We start from the raw sequence: 16,765 nt of genomic DNA on the forward strand, positions 1-16,765 counted from the left end.
GCTCAGTACCGACTGCGCTCAGTACCGACTGCGCTCAGTACCGACTGCGCTCAGTACCGACTGCGCTCAGTACCGACTGCGCTCAGTACCGACTGCGCTCAGTACCGACTGCGCTCAGTACCGACTGAGTTCAGTACTTTACTTAGATACAAAGATAGACAAATTGCTGAATATCGGAACTGAGCCTCATTGAATTGGATCCTGAGCGCAGTCGAAGGTAATTTTTAGCACATTGAGCGTAGTCGAAATGTGCCATTGTGTTGTTATACAGATAAAGGCATATATGATTTACCTCGATGGCCCTCAAAACGCATATTATGTTTACATTATACTTTGTGAGGATGGTTCGTACTATATTGGATTGACCAACGACCTGGTCAAAAGGTTTAAAGAACATCAAACCGGCGTGTATGCAACATGCTATACTTTTCGCAAAAGACCTTTGCAATTACAGTATTATGAAATGATCCCTTTTTTACAGGATGCCATACAAAGAGAAAAACAATTGAAGGGTTGGACAAAGGCTAAAAAGAAAGCTCTGGTAGATAGAAACCTCCATAAGTTGCAATTATTAGCTGAATGTCAGAATTTCACCCATCATAAGTACAAGGATTCGCATTAACATAACAATATAACCCTTCGACTACGCTCAGGGTTTTAAGCAGATCCTTCGACTGCGCTCAGGATCTTTGTTGCAACCACATCGCTCAGGATCTTTGTTGCAACCACATCGCTCAGGATCTTTGTTGCAATACCACATCGCTCAGGACGCTTTCGGCTGCTTATAAATTCCGAAGCTATGTAACACCGGGCAAGCTTTGCCTGCTGTAATTCGTAACCGAACGTGAGTGGCTGTTACTGGCCTGAACCTGACCAGCCATTTGTATCCGATACTTTGTTTTCCGGTTGCTTCCGGAATGGCGATCCAGTTTTTGCCATCCATTGAATAGTCGACCGACCAGCCGGTAGTACGATGCCCGAGCTCGATCACTTCCTGTAATTTCAGCACATCGAATGTTTTGGCCGATGCCAGTTGAAAGGTGATGGTATCGGTTGTAAAAGCATCTGAACCGGCATACCAGGTGCTTTCACTGTTATCAACCAGGTTAGCGGGGTTGTACTTTGCACCCCGTACATGCAGCGATCGAATGGAAGCGCCTTTGGCCAGATTGGTTTTAAAAGTGTTGTTGATCAACCAGCGCAGGCTATCTGTTCTTTGTGTATCAACTGCAGGAATTAACCCCTCTTTATTGGGTGGATAATTCAACAACAATACACTATTGCGACCTACCGAATTAAAGTAAATGTCCCACAACGTGGCAACACTTTTTACTTTGTTGTCTTCTTCGGGATGATAAAACCAACTGGGACGAATAGAGACATCTACTTCGGCGGGAACATAGGCAGTTCCATCAATTTCTCCTTCGTTTAGTTCTTTTATGTGATCGGCTTCGTCTCTTATTGAGTTCGGATTAATGGTTGACCAGCACGGGTCACCCGAGAAGCCAGATTCATTGCCCACCCAACGGCAGTCGGCAAAGCGATACGAATTCTTGGTGCCAAAAACAACGCATTGGGGTTGCAAACGGCGAACGGTATCTGCCCAGCGTGTATAGAATTCCGTTGTCAATTTATCTGCACCTGCCCCATCCCACCATATTTCCCAAATGGGACCATAATTTCTTAATAATTCTGATAACTGGCTGGCGTAATAATCACTGTAAGCAGGTGTTCCATACCGGCTATCGTGCCGGTCGTGAGGCCCCAGGTAAATACCGGCTTTTATACCGTCGGCTTTACAGGCTGCTGCAAACTCTTTCACTACATCGCCCCGCCCATTTTTCCATTTACTGTTTTTAACCGAATAATCGGTGTGGGCCGAAGGCCAGTTGCAAAAACCATCGGCATGTTTTGCCACCAGGATAGCGCAGGGAATACCCGCTTTTTTCAGCACGTTTGTCCATTGTTTGCAATTCAATGCGGTGGGGTTGAATAATTGCGGGCTTGCTTTTCCGTCTCCTTCATTATCGTTGGTAAATGTATTCATGCCGAAATGAAAAAATGCAATGATCTCCCGGTGGTACCATTCTATCTGACGGGCGTTAGGTACCGGACCTACGGGTTTGGGAGCCTGCTGTGCCTGTATTGATAATGGTAAACATGTTCCTATCATTATTATGAAAAACATGGATGTATTTATTTGCATTGATTGATGATTAAATTGTAAAAAATTTTATAAATGAATATGTAGCCGTGCCACGGTTTGCCCTTCAACCCTTCGGCTTTGCTCAGGATCGTGGCTCGGTCCTTCGGCTTCGCTCAGGACCACAATCCTATTTTAATTCCCATTTCGCATATTCACCCGGTTCGCCTTTCAGCGGATCGTACGGTTGAATACTGAATGACAGGGTTGCCGGTTTAAAGGGTATTTTATACTGGAGTAACTGATCGGGTCCGCAACTGGCATTGCCAATGCCCTGCTGTGCCTGATCGAGACTTAACACGGTTTCTTTACGTGGCTTTAACTGGTACAGGTGTTCTGCTTTATGCAGGTCCTGGTCGGTAAAATGTAAGGCCGTAAAGCTAAGCCGGTCGTGTGCAACGATCATGATGCCCTCATTATCTGCATCGCACAGGGTAACCCATCGAACCTCTTCCCGGTTGGCCATGCCCTGCGGACGTTCGTATGGTTCCAGCATCTTAGCTACTGTTTGCCCGTATTGCCCAACAGCGGCAGCTTCTTTTCTATCGGCATAATTTTCATGCGGACCTCTGCCATACCATTGTACATTTTCAAGGCCTTCGTGTAATAACATTTTAACTCCGAGGCGTGGAATATTAAGCGTACCATGGCTCGGTTCAAAAGAAGCATTTACCTTGATGTACCCATTACCATACACTGCATATTGAATGGTTGTTGTAATTGTAAAACCGTTTGTGGTAGCGGCTTCTGTAACTGTAGTGAGTGTAATACATTTTTTAGTTACCTCATTTATGGTAAAAGACCGGAGCTTATATTGCAAACTATCGTAACCGGCTTTTTCCCATTCCAGGTATGGTCCGCGTTCCTGTGTTCTATCATTATCCATGGTAGCGCGGTAAAGATTAAATAATGGACCACCCGCTGCTCCTTCAATAATAATTTTGTTATTGTATACCAGCGATGACAATGTGCCGGCAGCTTTATCAAATGCTGCCTGAAATGTTTTTCCATTTACCGTTACTGCGTTATTATCCTGGTTAACGGAAATATCTGCCAACTCAGTAATCTCAATAGTTGGTTTTGCCGGTACTGCAAAAGGCAGGGCTATTTGTTCATAGGCGACTGAATGCCCCTGTGGCGCCCAGGCAACATCCTGTTTTAACCGGGCATCGATCCGTAACCAGTATTCAGTGCCGGGTGTTATAACAGGCTCACTGAATGGTATGGTTACCTGTGCCGTTTGTGTGGGCGCCAGGTGTAAAGGCGGTAATACCCCGGACTGAATGACCTTTCCATCTGCTGATAAAGACCAGGTAATACTGAACTGATCGAGGTTGATGAAATTGTATTTATTCACGATCTCTATGCTCCCTGTCAATACATTCACCGGTTTTATTTTAATGTACTGGTATACTTTTTTCACTTCTTCTATTTCCGGTTTTATAGTGCGGTCAGAGGTAACCAGCCCTTTTATACTGAAGGTGCCATCATTGGGCACATCGCCAAATTCACCACCATACCCATAAAATGTTTCACCTGTGGCAGAACCCGGCACCGGTTTATTTACGCCCTGGTCTACCCACTCCCAGATACAACCGCCTATCAGGCGTTGATGCGATTCAATCACTTCCCAGTATTCTTTTAAATTGCCAATGGCATTGCCCATAGCATGGGCATATTCGCACATAAAAAAAGGCTTTGCAGATGATTTTTCTCCTTCCGCTTTTAAGGTGCTCACCGAAGGATACATGGTTGATTCTATATCGGCAATGTCATTATATCCTTCATAATGAATGGGCCGGCTTGAATCTATAGCCAGTATGGCTGCCTTGCCGGCTACAAAATTTTCCCCACCCCACGATTCATTGCCCATTGACCAGATAATTACCGAAGGATGATTCTTATCTCTTTCCACCAGTCGCACCTGCCTGTCAACATAAGCGGCTTTCCATTTGGGGTCTTTACTTAGCTGGTCGCCTGCGCCATGTGTTTCCAGATTGGCCTCATCAATTACATACAGTCCATATTCATCGCAGAGCCTGTACCATTCAGGATCGTTTGGATAATGGCAGGTTCGTACGGTGTTGATATTATACTGTTTCATCAGTTGAATATCACGCACCATGGTTTCAACCGGTATGGCTTTGCCATATTTCGGATGCACTTCATGGCGGTTAACGCCTTTCAGTAATACCGCTTCGCCGTTGACGTATAGTTGCCTGTTCTTTATTTCAACCTTCCTGAAACCAATTTTCGAGTGTAGCACCTGCAACACATTCTCTTTATTGTCTTTTAATACCAGTACTGCCGTATACAGGGTGGGTATTTCGGCGCTCCATAACTGAGGGTTTGGTACTGGCGCCTGCATGGTAAGCGTAATTTCCTCACCGGTACGAATACCTGCGAAGATTTTCGAAGCAACAGGCTTGTTACCCACTAATTCACCCAACGCATTATACAGGAATACGTCTACTTTACTGATAGCCGATTTAGCGGTTGCTTTATTTTTTACTGCCGCTTTTATGTTGAGCACAGCACTTTTAAGATCCGGCGACAATTGAGTTTGCAGGAAAAAATCCCTGAGCTGCAATTTGGGATTAGCATATAAAAAAACACTCCGGTGAATGCCGCTGAAGCGAAACATATCCTGGTCTTCGAGATAGCTGGCATCACTGAACTTATACACTTCAACAGCCAGCACATTTTTACCGGGTTTTATATAGCGGGTAATATTAAATTCAGCCGGGCTCATGCTGTTTTCGCTATAACCTACCCGTTGCCCGTTCACCCAGATATAAAACGCGCTCTGCACCCCTTTAAAATGAATGAATATTTCTTTACCATTCCAGTTGGCCGGCACCTCAAAATACCGGCGATATGAGCCAACCGGGTTGGGTTCTCTGTGTAAGGTCCAGTTGGCAGGAACTGCACCCATTACCCGGGGTGGATCATATTTAAACGGATAAGTAATATTGGTATAAATGGGCGTGCCATAGCCATGCATTTCCATGTTGGAAGGAACGGGTATGCTTTTCCATTTACTGTCGTTAAAATTTTCGGTATAGAAGTCAACCGGTCGTTCAGACGGTTGTTTTACCCAGTTGAATTTCCAGTTACCGTCCAACGACAGAAACCAGGGCGAAGCGGTTGGTACATGCTGCAACGCCTGCTGTATGTTTGCATAAGGAATATACGTTGCATGGGAAGCTTCTTTATTTATTCCAAATACCTGTTCATTCTCCCAGTCGTTTTGTTGACCATATGCATTAATGCCGGTGCTAACAACAAAGACCAAAAAAGGCAATACTTTTATTCGGATCATTTACGCGTTGATAAATTAGTGAGTAATAGATAATTTAAATGGTTATTGTTTTCGTTTCTAAAAGGCGCCCAGTTCAGCCAGATGGCAATAAGCGGCGTCATAGGCAGAAGTGAAAATCACTTTGAAAAATTTAGCTGATTTAAATCCGCTGAGAAATTGTTTTTGTGTTGCTTTGGAATTTTCCAGGGTAAAAGCACCGGCATCCGTCCAGTTAACACCATCCATGCTTACCTGCACCTGCACTTCTTTGGGTTTGCCTTCCTGATCGTTCTGGCGATCAATAAACCAGAGGCCGTGCAAGATTTTTGTTTCATTCATATTTACAATGATGTAATGCGGCGGGCCCGGACTTGCATTTTGCCATTGAGAATGCCAGAAGGTGGAGGTATTATCGTCAAGGGCATGAATGGCCTGTCCCCCATTACCCCACTGCGCTTCGGCCGGTTCTTCCGATGAGAATCCGGCAATCGTCCAGCCTGTTCTGCTATAATCGGGATAATCAGCCAGGTTGGGCTGCGATTTGATAAGATAGTACGTAGTGCGCAAATCTTCATTCACCTTTATATTGCTTTTAGGCGCCGTCATGGTAATGGGCACTAAATAATCGGTGAGCACATCAATAGCGCCTGCGCCGCCGGTTTTAATTTTTAACTCGAGCGGTTCGGTAGTCAGTTTTCCTTTTTGAATAACCGCCGAAGTTTGTGTAAATGAAAAGCTACCGGAAGGCAGGGCTTTATATTTAGTATTGTTTTTCTGGTTGAAACTGTCTATCAACGCGGGGTTAATAATAAAATCAACGGGAATATCCTGTGCAGGATAATCCTGCCCGCCATAATTAGCACCATAAATGATCGTTTGAGCAGTATCGGAAACTATTAATATCCTTTTTACAGGATTGTTTACAGCCTGCGGCATGTATATTTTTTCATAATCCGACAAAGGTTGCGACGGCAACGTTACTTTATCGCTGCAGCTTACATAAAGCACTACAGCTAAAAATGCGGTAATAATTTGTTTCGCTTTCATTATAATGCGCGTTATGTAATGAATTATTGTTATTGAGTTAGCGTTTCGATCCTTCGACTCCGCTCAGGACTCGACTCCATTAGGACTCGACTCCGCTCAGGGCAAGCCCGCTCATGAGCCTACCAACCCGGGGCTTGTACTACTAATCTGGCTCGGTCTAACTCGGTTTGTTCTACAGGAAACCAGTAATATGCTTTGCGATATACCCTATTGGTGATGGTGGTCCTTTTATAAAAATCATCGCTATCGCCATCTACATTCATTCCATGCAGGGCGCCGTTCACCGTTTGTTCCAGTATCTTCCAACGACGAATATCGAACCACCGGTGTGTTTCAAAAGCCAGTTCAATTCTTCGTTCGGCCTTTATTTTTTCACGCATAGCTTCTTTGCCTGCGGGTACCGGTAAACCTGGTGAACCGTATTGGGGAATGCCGGCTCTTTCCCGTATCAGGTTCAGGTATTTTGCGATGTCTGCATTGCCGGGATCGTACTCATTCAACGCTTCTGCATAGTTTAAATAAATTTCTCCCAGCCTGATCATCACATACGGCCTGCTTACGAAACTGTTGGTTAAACGGTTAGAACCAGGGTGCAGGTTTTTTCTGGAGAGATAACCGGTATGTGAGTAGTCTTCTTTGCCATCTTTTTTACCGTCGCGGCCCGAATAACTTAGATCAACAGTGGTGGGTGTTGTAAGAGCCCCGCCCTGCCATTCACTGCGGTTGTAGGTAACAGAGGCATAAAACCTGGGTTCCCTGTTCAGGTACATGTTATAAACGCCGTTGGTAAAACCATTTTCATTGTACGTAGATGATTCCCTGATCGATTTTCCATCTGCCATAAAATAGGCATCTACCATTTCCTGGGTAGGCGACATGCCGTTCCATCCGCCTGCAGAACGAAGGTTACAATGATTTTCCCAGTCCCACAGGTTGTTGGCCGGCCGGGCAAAAATGGTTTCCACATTCCATGGTTCTAACAATATATTGCGATAAGAGGTAACCGGATCACCACCTGGCGCTTTATATAAGTTGTATAAACCCATTTGAATAACCGCTAATGCCGCTTTGGCGGCAGCTTCCCATTTGGCCTGGGAATATGTTTGACTGATCAGCACTTTACCATCTGTGTTGGTATAACCGGCATAGTCAGTATTGCCGTTGTACAACGGACTGGCGGCATACAGCAGTAACCGTGATTTTATAGCCAGCGCAATTCCCTTTGTCATTCTGCCATATTCCAAATCGCTTTGCTGTCCGTTCCTCGACGGCACATTGGGCAGTATGACAGCGGCAGCATCCAGTTCGGATGATACAAAGGCTACGCATTCGTCGAAGGAACTTCGGGGGAGTTGAATGTCTTTTGCGTTCACATCTATTTCATTCTCGCCGAGTAAAACAACAGGCCCATATTGACGCATCAGGCAAAAATAAAACCACGCGCGCAGGCAACGGGCTTCAGCCTTATACTGATCTATAAGTTGTTGTCCGTTTAAGGCCAGGATCTCTTTATTACCATCGATATGATTTATAAAATAAGAGGCCGACCGTATTCCTTTGTAATAATGCGCCCATTTTGCAAAAGGCACATTGCCGGAGCTGATAACCCCGAGGTTGATCTTAGTACAGGCATGAGAAGTCCATGAATCCTGTATTTCGTCGCAGGTAGTTGTCCACGGATTGGCATCCCACTGGTTTCCTTCGCTATCCATGATGTAACTATATACGTTTGCGAGGTACTGTTCGGAAGCTTGTTTTTTCTGGAACACTTCTTCAATAGTGATCCTGTCGTCGGGCACCTGGTCAAGGAATTTTTTGCACGACCATGTATTGATACACATGGTGAACAAACAGAGCCAGAAAGCAATTCGTTTGCGAATCATAATCTTTTTGTTTTGTATATTAAAGTATGATCGTGTTATTATTTAAACCGGCAGTCTATACCAATGTTATAAGTTTTGATGAGCGGGTAATTAGCCCCTTTGCCATCACCTAATTCAACATCCCACATTTTAAATTTGCTGAAAGTAGCCAGGTTGTAGCCAATGAAATAAATCCTGAAATTGGAGAGGCCTACTTTGTTAAACCAGTTCCGTTTGGCCAATGTGTAACTAAATTCTACATTCTGCAAGCGGATAAAGGCGCCGTTTTTCACCCACCAGGAGCTGGCTTCATAATTCATATTATCCGTACCGTAAGTAAGCCGCGGATAAAAAGCATGGGGATCGGGATTTTCAGGTGTCCACCGGTTCGTGATCTCTGTGAACAGGTTGCCCCTGGTACTACCGTGACTGAAAGGTTGCAATCCAGAGCCATTCGCGTATATATCCACTTTACTAATGCCTTTAAAAAAGGCGCCTAAAGAAAAACCTTTATAGCTAACGGTGGGGCCAAAACCATATACCATTTCAGGTATGGAGCCATACCCTATCGGGCCTTTATCCTTGTCATTGATGATGCCGTCGGCGTTCAGGTCTTTGTATTTTATATCGCCGGGTTTATTTGTGCCTGTTTGATAAGGGCTGTTGGCAATTTCCTTATCATCGGTGAACAATCCAAGAGCGGTGAGGCCAAACCGTTGTCCCAGTTTACGGCCTATTACCTGTTGCCAGGGATAAGGCCAGGGCGCCATGGCATCATTGATCACGGTAGCCCTGTTCCAGGTAAAATTGCTGCGAAGGCCTACATCAAATTGACCTATTTTTTTATTGTATTCCAGGGTGGCGTCCACTCCTTTGTTGTGAATTTCGCCGAGGTTGCCCCAGGGCATGTTGCGCAAACCGAGGTATTGGGTAATATCGCCCCGCTGCCTGAAAATGCCGGTCCTTACTTCCCTGAACAGGTCGGCGGTAATGGAAAGGGCATTGTTCAGCATTTTTATATCTACGCCCAGGTTACTTTTATGGCTTTTCTCCCAGGTAACATCCACGCCATAATCGCCAATGTCGAGTCCGCTGATGTTGTTATTCATGGCTGTACCGTATGTATAACTGCCGTTGCCACCATCTACAGTAGAAATATATGCAAACCGGCGGCCGGTAATATTGGAGTTGCCTACCACCCCTGAAGAAAATCGAACTTTGAATAATTGAATGATGTTTGAAAGCGGTTCAAAAAAGCGTTCGTTGCTAGCTACCCAGCCTACACCAAAGGAAGGGAAAAATCCATATCGTTTGGCTGGTGCAAATGTTTCCGATCCGTTATAGCCAAAGTTTACTTCGGCCAGGTATCGTTTATCATATCCATAGGTTGCTCTGCCTGCGAGCCCCCGGTAGCGAAAAGGAATAGAAGACATGAAATCACCGGCAAACGCATTTACATAATCGCTTTGATTATATAATACCATGCCTGTTACATCATGTTTGCCAAAAGCATTGGCGTAATTAATTGCCGATTCGGTATAGAATCTCCTGTCGCCACCGTTTGATCTGTTATAACCCAGGTACGACTGGCCTACCCTTGTTTGTTCTAACGCAAGATTGCCGGCAGAATCCCTTCCTGTTGCTATATATCCGTCAACTGTTTTTGTTCTGCTTATATCATGCGCGTTTTGATTATCAAATGAAAACATACTGGTAACGGAAAGCCCTTTTACTAAAAACCCCAGGTCCTGCGTAGCCCGTACATTCGACCACAACTGGCTTTTAAATTCAGTTACATAGCCGCTTTGCGTTAACTGCGTATAAGGATTCCAGAGATCGCCGCTTCGTTGTTGCGCAAATAGGCCATTGGAGTATTTTGGCGGATGCACGATCGGCGGCACCAGGGTGGTGAGCTCCCAGATACTGGACGCGCTGTTGCCCGGATAATTACCATTGGCGATGAAGCCTGAAGCGCCGAAATCGAGCTTCGTTGTTTTGGTAATTTTTAAGTTAAGGTTGGACGTGAAATTGAACCTTTTGTACCTTACTTCATAATTGTATTTCGATAGTTCATCTACTTTGTACAGTCCTGTTTCATCAAAATAGCTCAGTGACAAATAGTATAATGCATTTTCCGACCCGCCATTTACATTCAAATTGATCCTGCGGTTCTTTCCGGTCTTGTTGAACATTTCTTTAAACCAGTCAACGTTGGGATATAGATCAGGATCGCTGCCATCGGCTGTTTTTTGAATGGCTTCATTGGAATACAATGGGTTTACGGCTAAAGGATAACTGCTTTTATACGCCTCATTGGCCATCTTCATATAGGTAACCCCGTCTGCAAATTTGGGCACTTTTGTAAACTGGGTAATGCCCTGGTTAAACTGGAAGTTTATGGTGGGTTTACCGGCTTTTCCTTTTTTAAGTGTAATGAGAATAACGCCATTGGCGCCCCGAACGCCATAAACCGCCGTTGCAGAAGCATCCTTTAAGATACTGAAGCTGGCTATGTCCTCAGGATCAATATTATTAAACGATCTTTCTACCCCGTCTACCAAAACGAGCGGACTGCTGCTGTTGTTGGCAAAGGTAGAAATACCCCGTATCCATATATCGGCATTGTCGTATCCCGGTTCACCGCTGCGCTGCACTCCAATAATGCCGGCAATACGGCCGGTGATAATGTTTGAAATATTAGCAACCGGCTGTTTTAATTCTTCGACCTTAATAGTAGTTTGAGCACCGATAGTAGTAATTTTTTTCTGTTGCCCGAAACCTATTACTACCACATCGTTTAAACTGCCTGATGTACCCTCCAGCGTAACATTTATCACAATACGATCTGAGATGGTAAACTGTTGTGTGGTAAACCCTATATGTGAAAACTCAATGATCTGGCCGGTATTAGCCTGTATGCTGTAATAGCCCTTTTCATCTGTAATGGCGCCTTTACCGGTAGAAAGGTTTTTTACGTTTACGCCCGACACTTCTTTTCCTAACTGATCTTTTACCGTACCGGTGATATTTAGTTCTGCGTTTATTTCATTCGCAGTTGTTGCTTTGGCAGGTTTGGCTTTAATTAAAATATAGCTTCCTTTCGGGTCGTAGGTTAATGCGGTAGCACTTAGTAACAGATCGAGGGTTTGCGCCACGCTACGCGTTCCCTTCAATAAATTCACTTTATGATACGGCGTTATCAGATCTGCTTTGTAAACAAACCGGAAGCTGGTTGTACGCTCAATTTCTTTTAAAGCGTACTGCAGGCTTTTGCCTTTTACTTCGAGACTGATCATTACGGTTGATACGTCCTGGCCCGGTGACCTTTTCGCCATTAATATGCCGGAACCTGTTAATATGATCAATAAGGTAAGAGTGCTACATCTCATAAGCCAAATGATTGTGCTTACCGGAAGCGCCCTGATACCAGGGCCGGTATTTAAAAAAAGCATAATTTTAGTTTGGTTTTAAGCTGTGAGGAAGATCTGTTATGATTTGCTTTCAATTGTTTAAAATTCAACCATTGCAGCTTACTTGCCGGTATGCTGCAATAATCTTTGGGCCGTTGTGATTGCCTTCACAGCGGCCTTTTTTAATTGTACTATTTGACTATTCAGGTAGGCGCAGTTTTACTGTTGGGCATAAGCATCGTTTTGGTTGTATTGAAATTATTGTTTGAAACGAGATCATTTATTCACATCCCTTCCCGCTCAGCGTTATTGTACCATCTTTCATTTGCCATTTAATGTCATAATACGCGCCGATCACTTCCATCACCTGTTGTATGGTTTCTCCTTTTAAAAAGGATACGCTAACCCTGCATGTTGCTACTGGCGGGGTTTTAATAACAACACGTACATTAAACCATCGCTCTATGATTGGCGCCGCTTCGGCCATGGTGAGGTTATTGAAGATCAGTTCACCCTTCTTCCAGGCAATTACTTCGTTTACATTAATATCGTTTGTTACCTGTATGTTGCCATTCTTTTGTAATTGAGCCTGTTGGCCGGGAGAAAGAAGTTTATAGTTTATAGTTTTTGGTTTGTTGTTCTTCCCATTTTGGATTGCTGATTGTTCGTTGAAATGGCCGACTGCCGAAATCTTTACTTTGCCTTCGAGCAGGGTTGTTTTTATATTCTCATTAAATGCGTTGATATTGAAGTGCGTGCCCAATACTTCTACCCGGCCTCCGGCACCCCTTCCAGTGGAAGTAAGAATGTCAACAATAAAAGGGACCTTTCCTGATCCTTCGCCAGTTGGCTGAGTCAGGGGCGCCACTTCAAAATAGGCTTCACCGGTCATGTCAACGGCTCGTTCACTACTGCTAAATGCTGCCGGAAAACGAATGGCCGTGGCAGCATTGACCCAAACGTGACTCTCATCAGGCAATATCACTTCGTATTGTGAGCCCGGTGGTGTGGTAAGGTTGTTATAATGTAAAGTTTCGACTTCTTTATCGGAAGGATCGATTTTATAAACCAGTTGCCTGTTACTATATTTAATGATGGTGGCACTTCCCTGCCTGGCCAACTCACCATTGGGGACATCATCCAGTACAATCTCCGATCCGTTGGCTAAGGTGAGTATGGCTTTGCCCATTTGGGCGGCCTTGTCATTTTTAAGTGGCGTAAGAAGAACTATATTTTTTTGCGCTGGCGTTTCTTTTTTATTTAAATACATAAAAGCCACGCTCCCCAACGCCAGCACGAGAACCGCAGCGGCGGCTATTTTAAACCAGGTATATCGTTTTACAGGTTCTTGATGAACAGGCGCTGCTGCAATAATATTGCTAAATAGGGCTTCTTTATCAAAGGTGGGTAATGTATCCGAATCGGTTATATTTTGCCAAATGTTTTGCAGCGAGTTGTGTAAGGTGTCATCATGCCCGGCTTCTTCTATTGCCTGCAATAGTTCAAGCAATTCCCTGCGGGTGCAATTATTGTTGGCGTATTGCATCAATAAATAATGCAATTGTTCCGGGCTTGTGCTCATAATGGCAGTTGATTGTATCGTTAAAAGGGTAGTTTTGATCTCCCCTGATTAAAAGATGACGATGCAAAAACGATATCGTACTGCCATTGACAGGTTTTTTTTACATTTTTTTTTAGTTGAAGTATTTTAATGGAGCGAGATGCATGCCAAGAGCAGTAATAACGCTTCCGGATTAGGCTGCTGGCTGATGTGCTCCTTCACATGCTTTAATGTTTCGGAAAGATGATTTTTGACGGTACTCTTGGACAATTGCATGATCTCGGCTATTTCATCATGACTAAGTCCTTCATTCCTGCTTAAATGAAAGATCCTTTTTTTCTGTTCCGATAGCTGCTCCAGCGCCTCTTCAATTAAAAGCTGCAGCGCCGACGCATTTAATTTATCCTCTATGTTGTTATTATGTTCGGGTAACTGTGCCGATAATACACTAATTAAATGGGTTTCTTTTGCCAGCCGGCGCAGGTGATCGATCGTTTTGTTGCGGGCCATGGTAAAAATGTAGGCATCCAGAATAGCTACATCCGTCAACAGGGCTCGGTTTATCCAAAGCTTTACAAATATTTCCTGTACAACTTCTTCGGTTGCAGCTTTAGATTTACATAATTTGAATATATAGGCCGACAAATGATTGAAATAGGCATCATACAAGGTCCTAAATGCTTTTTCATTCCCTTTAGCCACTTCTTTTAGCAGAAGCCCTTCCTCATATGACAATAAAACAGGCAATTTAATTAGTGGAGATTGTGAAGTTATTAAAATTAAAAGAAATGTTGTAAATGTATGGTTTTAGCAAATCGACTTCACTCAGGATCTTTTGCTTTAATTCCACTTCGCCCGGGACTGTTAAGTGGCCGTTGGGTCCTGAGCCGGAGTAGAAGGACACCTCTACTTCCCTATCTTTGCGGCTAAACTAACCTGCAAACATGCAAAAAATTGGTATCCTTGGCGGCGGACAATTAGGTAGAATGTTATTACAGGCCGCAGCCAACTATCCCGTTGAAACTTTTGTGCTTGAAAACGACGAACAATGCCCCGCAGCCCATTTATGCCACCATTTTGTGAAAGGTGATATCCGCAATTTTGATGATGTGTACAATTTTGGGAAAGGACTGGATGCCATTACCATTGAAATTGAATCGGTGAACGATGATGCCCTGGAAAAGCTGGAACAGGAAGGCGTAAAGGTATACCCCCGCCCTTCGGCCCTTCGCACCATAAAAAATAAAATACTCCAAAAAGAATTCTATAAAGAACAACAAATTCCTACCTCCTCATTTGTTGTTACCCAAAACCTGGCAGAACTAAAGGCCAATGCTGCATTCCTGCCTGCCGTACATAAAGTGGGCATTGGTGGTTATGATGGCCGGGGCGTGCAGGTGCTGCAAACCCCTGGCGACCTCGATAAGGGTTTTGATGCACCGGCAGTGCTGGAAAAGATGGTTACCATTCACCGCGAAATATCCCAGATCATCGCTATTAATGAAAAAGGTGAAACGGCCTTATATCCCCCGGTAGATATGATCGTGAATGCCCGCCTGAACCTGCTCGATTACCAGATCAGTCCGGCAGAGCTCACAGAAAAAGTATTATGGAAAGTAGAAGCCATATCGCTGGCTGTTGTTAAAGGATTAAAAAGCCCGGGCATTTTTGCAGTTGAGCTGTTTATTGATAAAGAAGGAAACGTGGTGGTAAATGAAACCGCACCGCGTGTTCATAACAGTGGGCATCATACGATTGAAGCCAATTACAGTTCGCAATTTGATATGTTGTGGCGCGTTATGTTGAACTATCCCTTAGGAAATACCGATCACATTTTACCCGCTGCTATCGTTAACCTGGTTGGCGCTGATGGGTTTGAGGGAGACGCTAAATACGAAGGACTAAACGAAGTGTTACAAATGGACAACGTGTTTGTTCACCTCTATGGAAAAAAACAAACCAAGCCTGGCCGCAAGATGGGACATATAACTATCGTCAGTAAAGACAAACAGGATTTGACGTATAAAGCGAACAGGATTAAAAACATATTAAAAGTAGTGAGTTAACACCCTGTTCTGACTGCCGTTCATCTCTTTTTAATATTCAACCTTAGTTAAAACATTAATTTTGAGGGCGCAAGTAGCGTGAAACAGAAACCCCCGACTCGTTGGGGCAAGCTGTAAAACGTGAAATAGTTTCCGAAATTCGGGTGTACCGGTTTTTGGGAAACCTTCAATTAAGGGCTGCCTTTCACGTTTGCCGTTTGCCGTTTCACGATTTAAACTTTAAGACACTCAGATGAACTGTAAAAGCCGGATTGTATTTGGATTTATTCTGTCCATCATTTTTATTTCCTGCAAAAGCGAAAAAAAGGATAATGCTCCTGCAGCCCGTACCGGTGGTGGGGCCGACCGTCCCGTACAGGCAGAAGCGTTTATCGTTAAAACGAAATCGCTCAGCGAAAACCTCGAAATTCCCGGAACCCTGTTGCCTTTTGAAGAAACTGAGATCCGTCCCGAGATCTCGGGCCGTGTTATTGCATTAAATATTCCGGAAGGAAGTTTTGTACAAAAAGGAACGTTGCTTATCAAGTTGTTCGATAGCGATCTGCAGGCGCAGCTAAAAAAGTTACAGGTGCAGTTGGAGATTGCTCAGAAAACTGCCGAACGCCAGGAGGCATTGTTGAAGATCGAAGGCGTCAGCAAACAGGAAGTTGACCTGAGCCAGTTACAGGTAAGCAACCTGAAGGCCGATATAGAATTGTTGAAAGTTGACATCGGCAAAACAGAGATCAGGGCGCCGTTTGCCGGTCGCATCGGATTGAAGAGCATCAGTAATGGCGCATACATCACCCCTACTTCCCTGATAACTACTATTAGCCAGGTAAACCAGTTGAAACTGGAATTTTCCGTACCGGAAAAATACAGCGAAGACATGCGCAGAGGCAGACCGGTAAACTTTACGGTTGCCGGCAGTGATAATAAATTCACAGCTTCGATATTGGCCACCGAATCGAACATTGAGGCCAATACGCGTACCTTAAAAGTGCGGGCGGTTGTGCAGGGTAAACATAATCTGCTGGTACCGGGCGCTTTTGCCAAAGTGAATTTACAATTGGGAAAGAACGATCATTCGCTCATCGTTCCTTCACAGGCCGTAATTCCGCAAGCACGTAATAAACGGGTGATCGTTTATAAAGGAGGCAAACCCGACTTTGCAGTGGTTACCACTGGCATTCGCGATTCATCGTATGTGCAGGTGCTGGATGGCGTGAACGAAGGAGATACAGTTATTACCACTGCTTTATTGACCATACGCCCTGAAAGTAAAATTAAATTAACGAAAGTACAATAGCCGATTTTCATGAAATGAACTCTGTAA

The 16,765-nt window shown here is 44.2% G+C and carries 10 protein-coding genes; 3 read left to right on the forward strand and 7 right to left on the reverse strand.

What is annotated here, in order from left to right; translation table 11 throughout:
* Positions 1–283: 283 nt before the first annotated feature.
* Positions 284–622, forward strand: coding sequence for a GIY-YIG nuclease family protein (locus FAM09_RS17300; protein WP_136578381.1), 339 nt, complete (start codon positions 284–286; stop codon positions 620–622).
* Between the two features lie 141 nt (positions 623–763).
* Here FAM09_RS17300 and FAM09_RS17305 read toward each other — a convergent pair whose 3' ends face one another.
* The 7 genes from FAM09_RS17305 to FAM09_RS17335 form a co-directional block, all read right to left on the reverse strand.
* The gene (locus tag FAM09_RS17305) at positions 764–2,188 is read right to left on the reverse strand and encodes an alpha-L-fucosidase (protein ID WP_136578382.1); all 1,425 of its coding nucleotides are present in this window, start codon (positions 2,186–2,188) and stop codon (positions 764–766) included.
* Between the two features lie 145 nt (positions 2,189–2,333).
* A complete protein-coding gene (locus FAM09_RS17310) occupies positions 2,334–5,525 on the reverse strand; it encodes a glycoside hydrolase family 2 TIM barrel-domain containing protein (RefSeq protein WP_136578383.1) in 3,192 nt (1,063 codons plus the stop codon).
* A 57-nt stretch (positions 5,526–5,582) separates the two neighbouring features.
* Positions 5,583–6,551 carry a BT_3987 domain-containing protein gene (locus FAM09_RS17315; protein ID WP_136578384.1) on the reverse strand — a complete coding sequence of 323 codons (969 nt, stop codon included), beginning with the start codon at positions 6,549–6,551 and terminating at the stop codon, positions 5,583–5,585.
* A gap of 119 nt (positions 6,552–6,670) precedes the next feature.
* On the reverse strand, positions 6,671–8,434 hold the full coding sequence (locus FAM09_RS17320) for a RagB/SusD family nutrient uptake outer membrane protein (protein WP_136578385.1): 1,764 nt from the start codon (positions 8,432–8,434) through the stop codon (positions 6,671–6,673).
* Positions 8,435–8,472: 38 nt separating this feature from the next.
* On the reverse strand, positions 8,473–11,802 hold the full coding sequence (locus tag FAM09_RS17325) for a TonB-dependent receptor (protein ID WP_208025591.1): 3,330 nt from the start codon (positions 11,800–11,802) through the stop codon (positions 8,473–8,475).
* Between the two features lie 301 nt (positions 11,803–12,103).
* Positions 12,104–13,405: a FecR family protein gene (locus tag FAM09_RS17330; protein WP_136578386.1), complete on the reverse strand. Its 1,302-nt coding sequence runs from the start codon at positions 13,403–13,405 to the stop codon at positions 12,104–12,106.
* A gap of 126 nt (positions 13,406–13,531) precedes the next feature.
* The gene (locus FAM09_RS17335; RefSeq protein ID WP_166437190.1) at positions 13,532–14,119 is read right to left on the reverse strand and encodes an RNA polymerase sigma factor; all 588 of its coding nucleotides are present in this window, start codon (positions 14,117–14,119) and stop codon (positions 13,532–13,534) included.
* A gap of 209 nt (positions 14,120–14,328) precedes the next feature.
* Here FAM09_RS17335 and FAM09_RS17340 point away from each other — a divergent pair, with 209 nt between their 5' ends.
* Both FAM09_RS17340 and FAM09_RS17345 read left to right on the forward strand, forming a co-directional pair.
* Complete coding sequence (locus FAM09_RS17340; protein WP_136578388.1) at positions 14,329–15,450, forward strand: 5-(carboxyamino)imidazole ribonucleotide synthase; 1,122 nt, start codon at positions 14,329–14,331, stop codon at positions 15,448–15,450.
* A gap of 232 nt (positions 15,451–15,682) precedes the next feature.
* Positions 15,683–16,738 (forward strand): efflux RND transporter periplasmic adaptor subunit, encoded by a 1,056-nt coding sequence (locus tag FAM09_RS17345; RefSeq protein ID WP_136578389.1) that lies wholly within the window; start codon positions 15,683–15,685, stop codon positions 16,736–16,738.
* Positions 16,739–16,765: the final 27 nt, after the last annotated feature.

The sequence above is a fragment of the Niastella caeni genome (assembly GCF_004834005.1).
Taxonomy (GTDB): Bacteria; Bacteroidota; Bacteroidia; order Chitinophagales; family Chitinophagaceae; genus Niastella; species Niastella caeni.

Excerpts from the sequence above, each read along its gene's own strand:
- FAM09_RS17300 (WP_136578381.1), top strand. The coding sequence starts at position 284 with ATGATTTACCTCGATGGCCCTCAAAACGCATATTATGTTTACATTATA.
- FAM09_RS17305 (WP_136578382.1), bottom strand. The coding sequence starts at position 2,188 with ATGTTTTTCATAATAATGATAGGAACATGTTTACCATTATCAATACAG.
- FAM09_RS17310 (WP_136578383.1), bottom strand. The coding sequence starts at position 5,525 with ATGATCCGAATAAAAGTATTGCCTTTTTTGGTCTTTGTTGTTAGCACC.
- FAM09_RS17315 (WP_136578384.1), bottom strand. The coding sequence starts at position 6,551 with ATGAAAGCGAAACAAATTATTACCGCATTTTTAGCTGTAGTGCTTTAT.
- FAM09_RS17320 (WP_136578385.1), bottom strand. The coding sequence starts at position 8,434 with ATGATTCGCAAACGAATTGCTTTCTGGCTCTGTTTGTTCACCATGTGT.
- FAM09_RS17325 (WP_208025591.1), bottom strand. The coding sequence starts at position 11,802 with ATGAGATGTAGCACTCTTACCTTATTGATCATATTAACAGGTTCCGGC.
- FAM09_RS17330 (WP_136578386.1), bottom strand. The coding sequence starts at position 13,405 with ATGAGCACAAGCCCGGAACAATTGCATTATTTATTGATGCAATACGCC.
- FAM09_RS17340 (WP_136578388.1), top strand. The coding sequence starts at position 14,329 with ATGCAAAAAATTGGTATCCTTGGCGGCGGACAATTAGGTAGAATGTTA.
- FAM09_RS17345 (WP_136578389.1), top strand. The coding sequence starts at position 15,683 with ATGAACTGTAAAAGCCGGATTGTATTTGGATTTATTCTGTCCATCATT.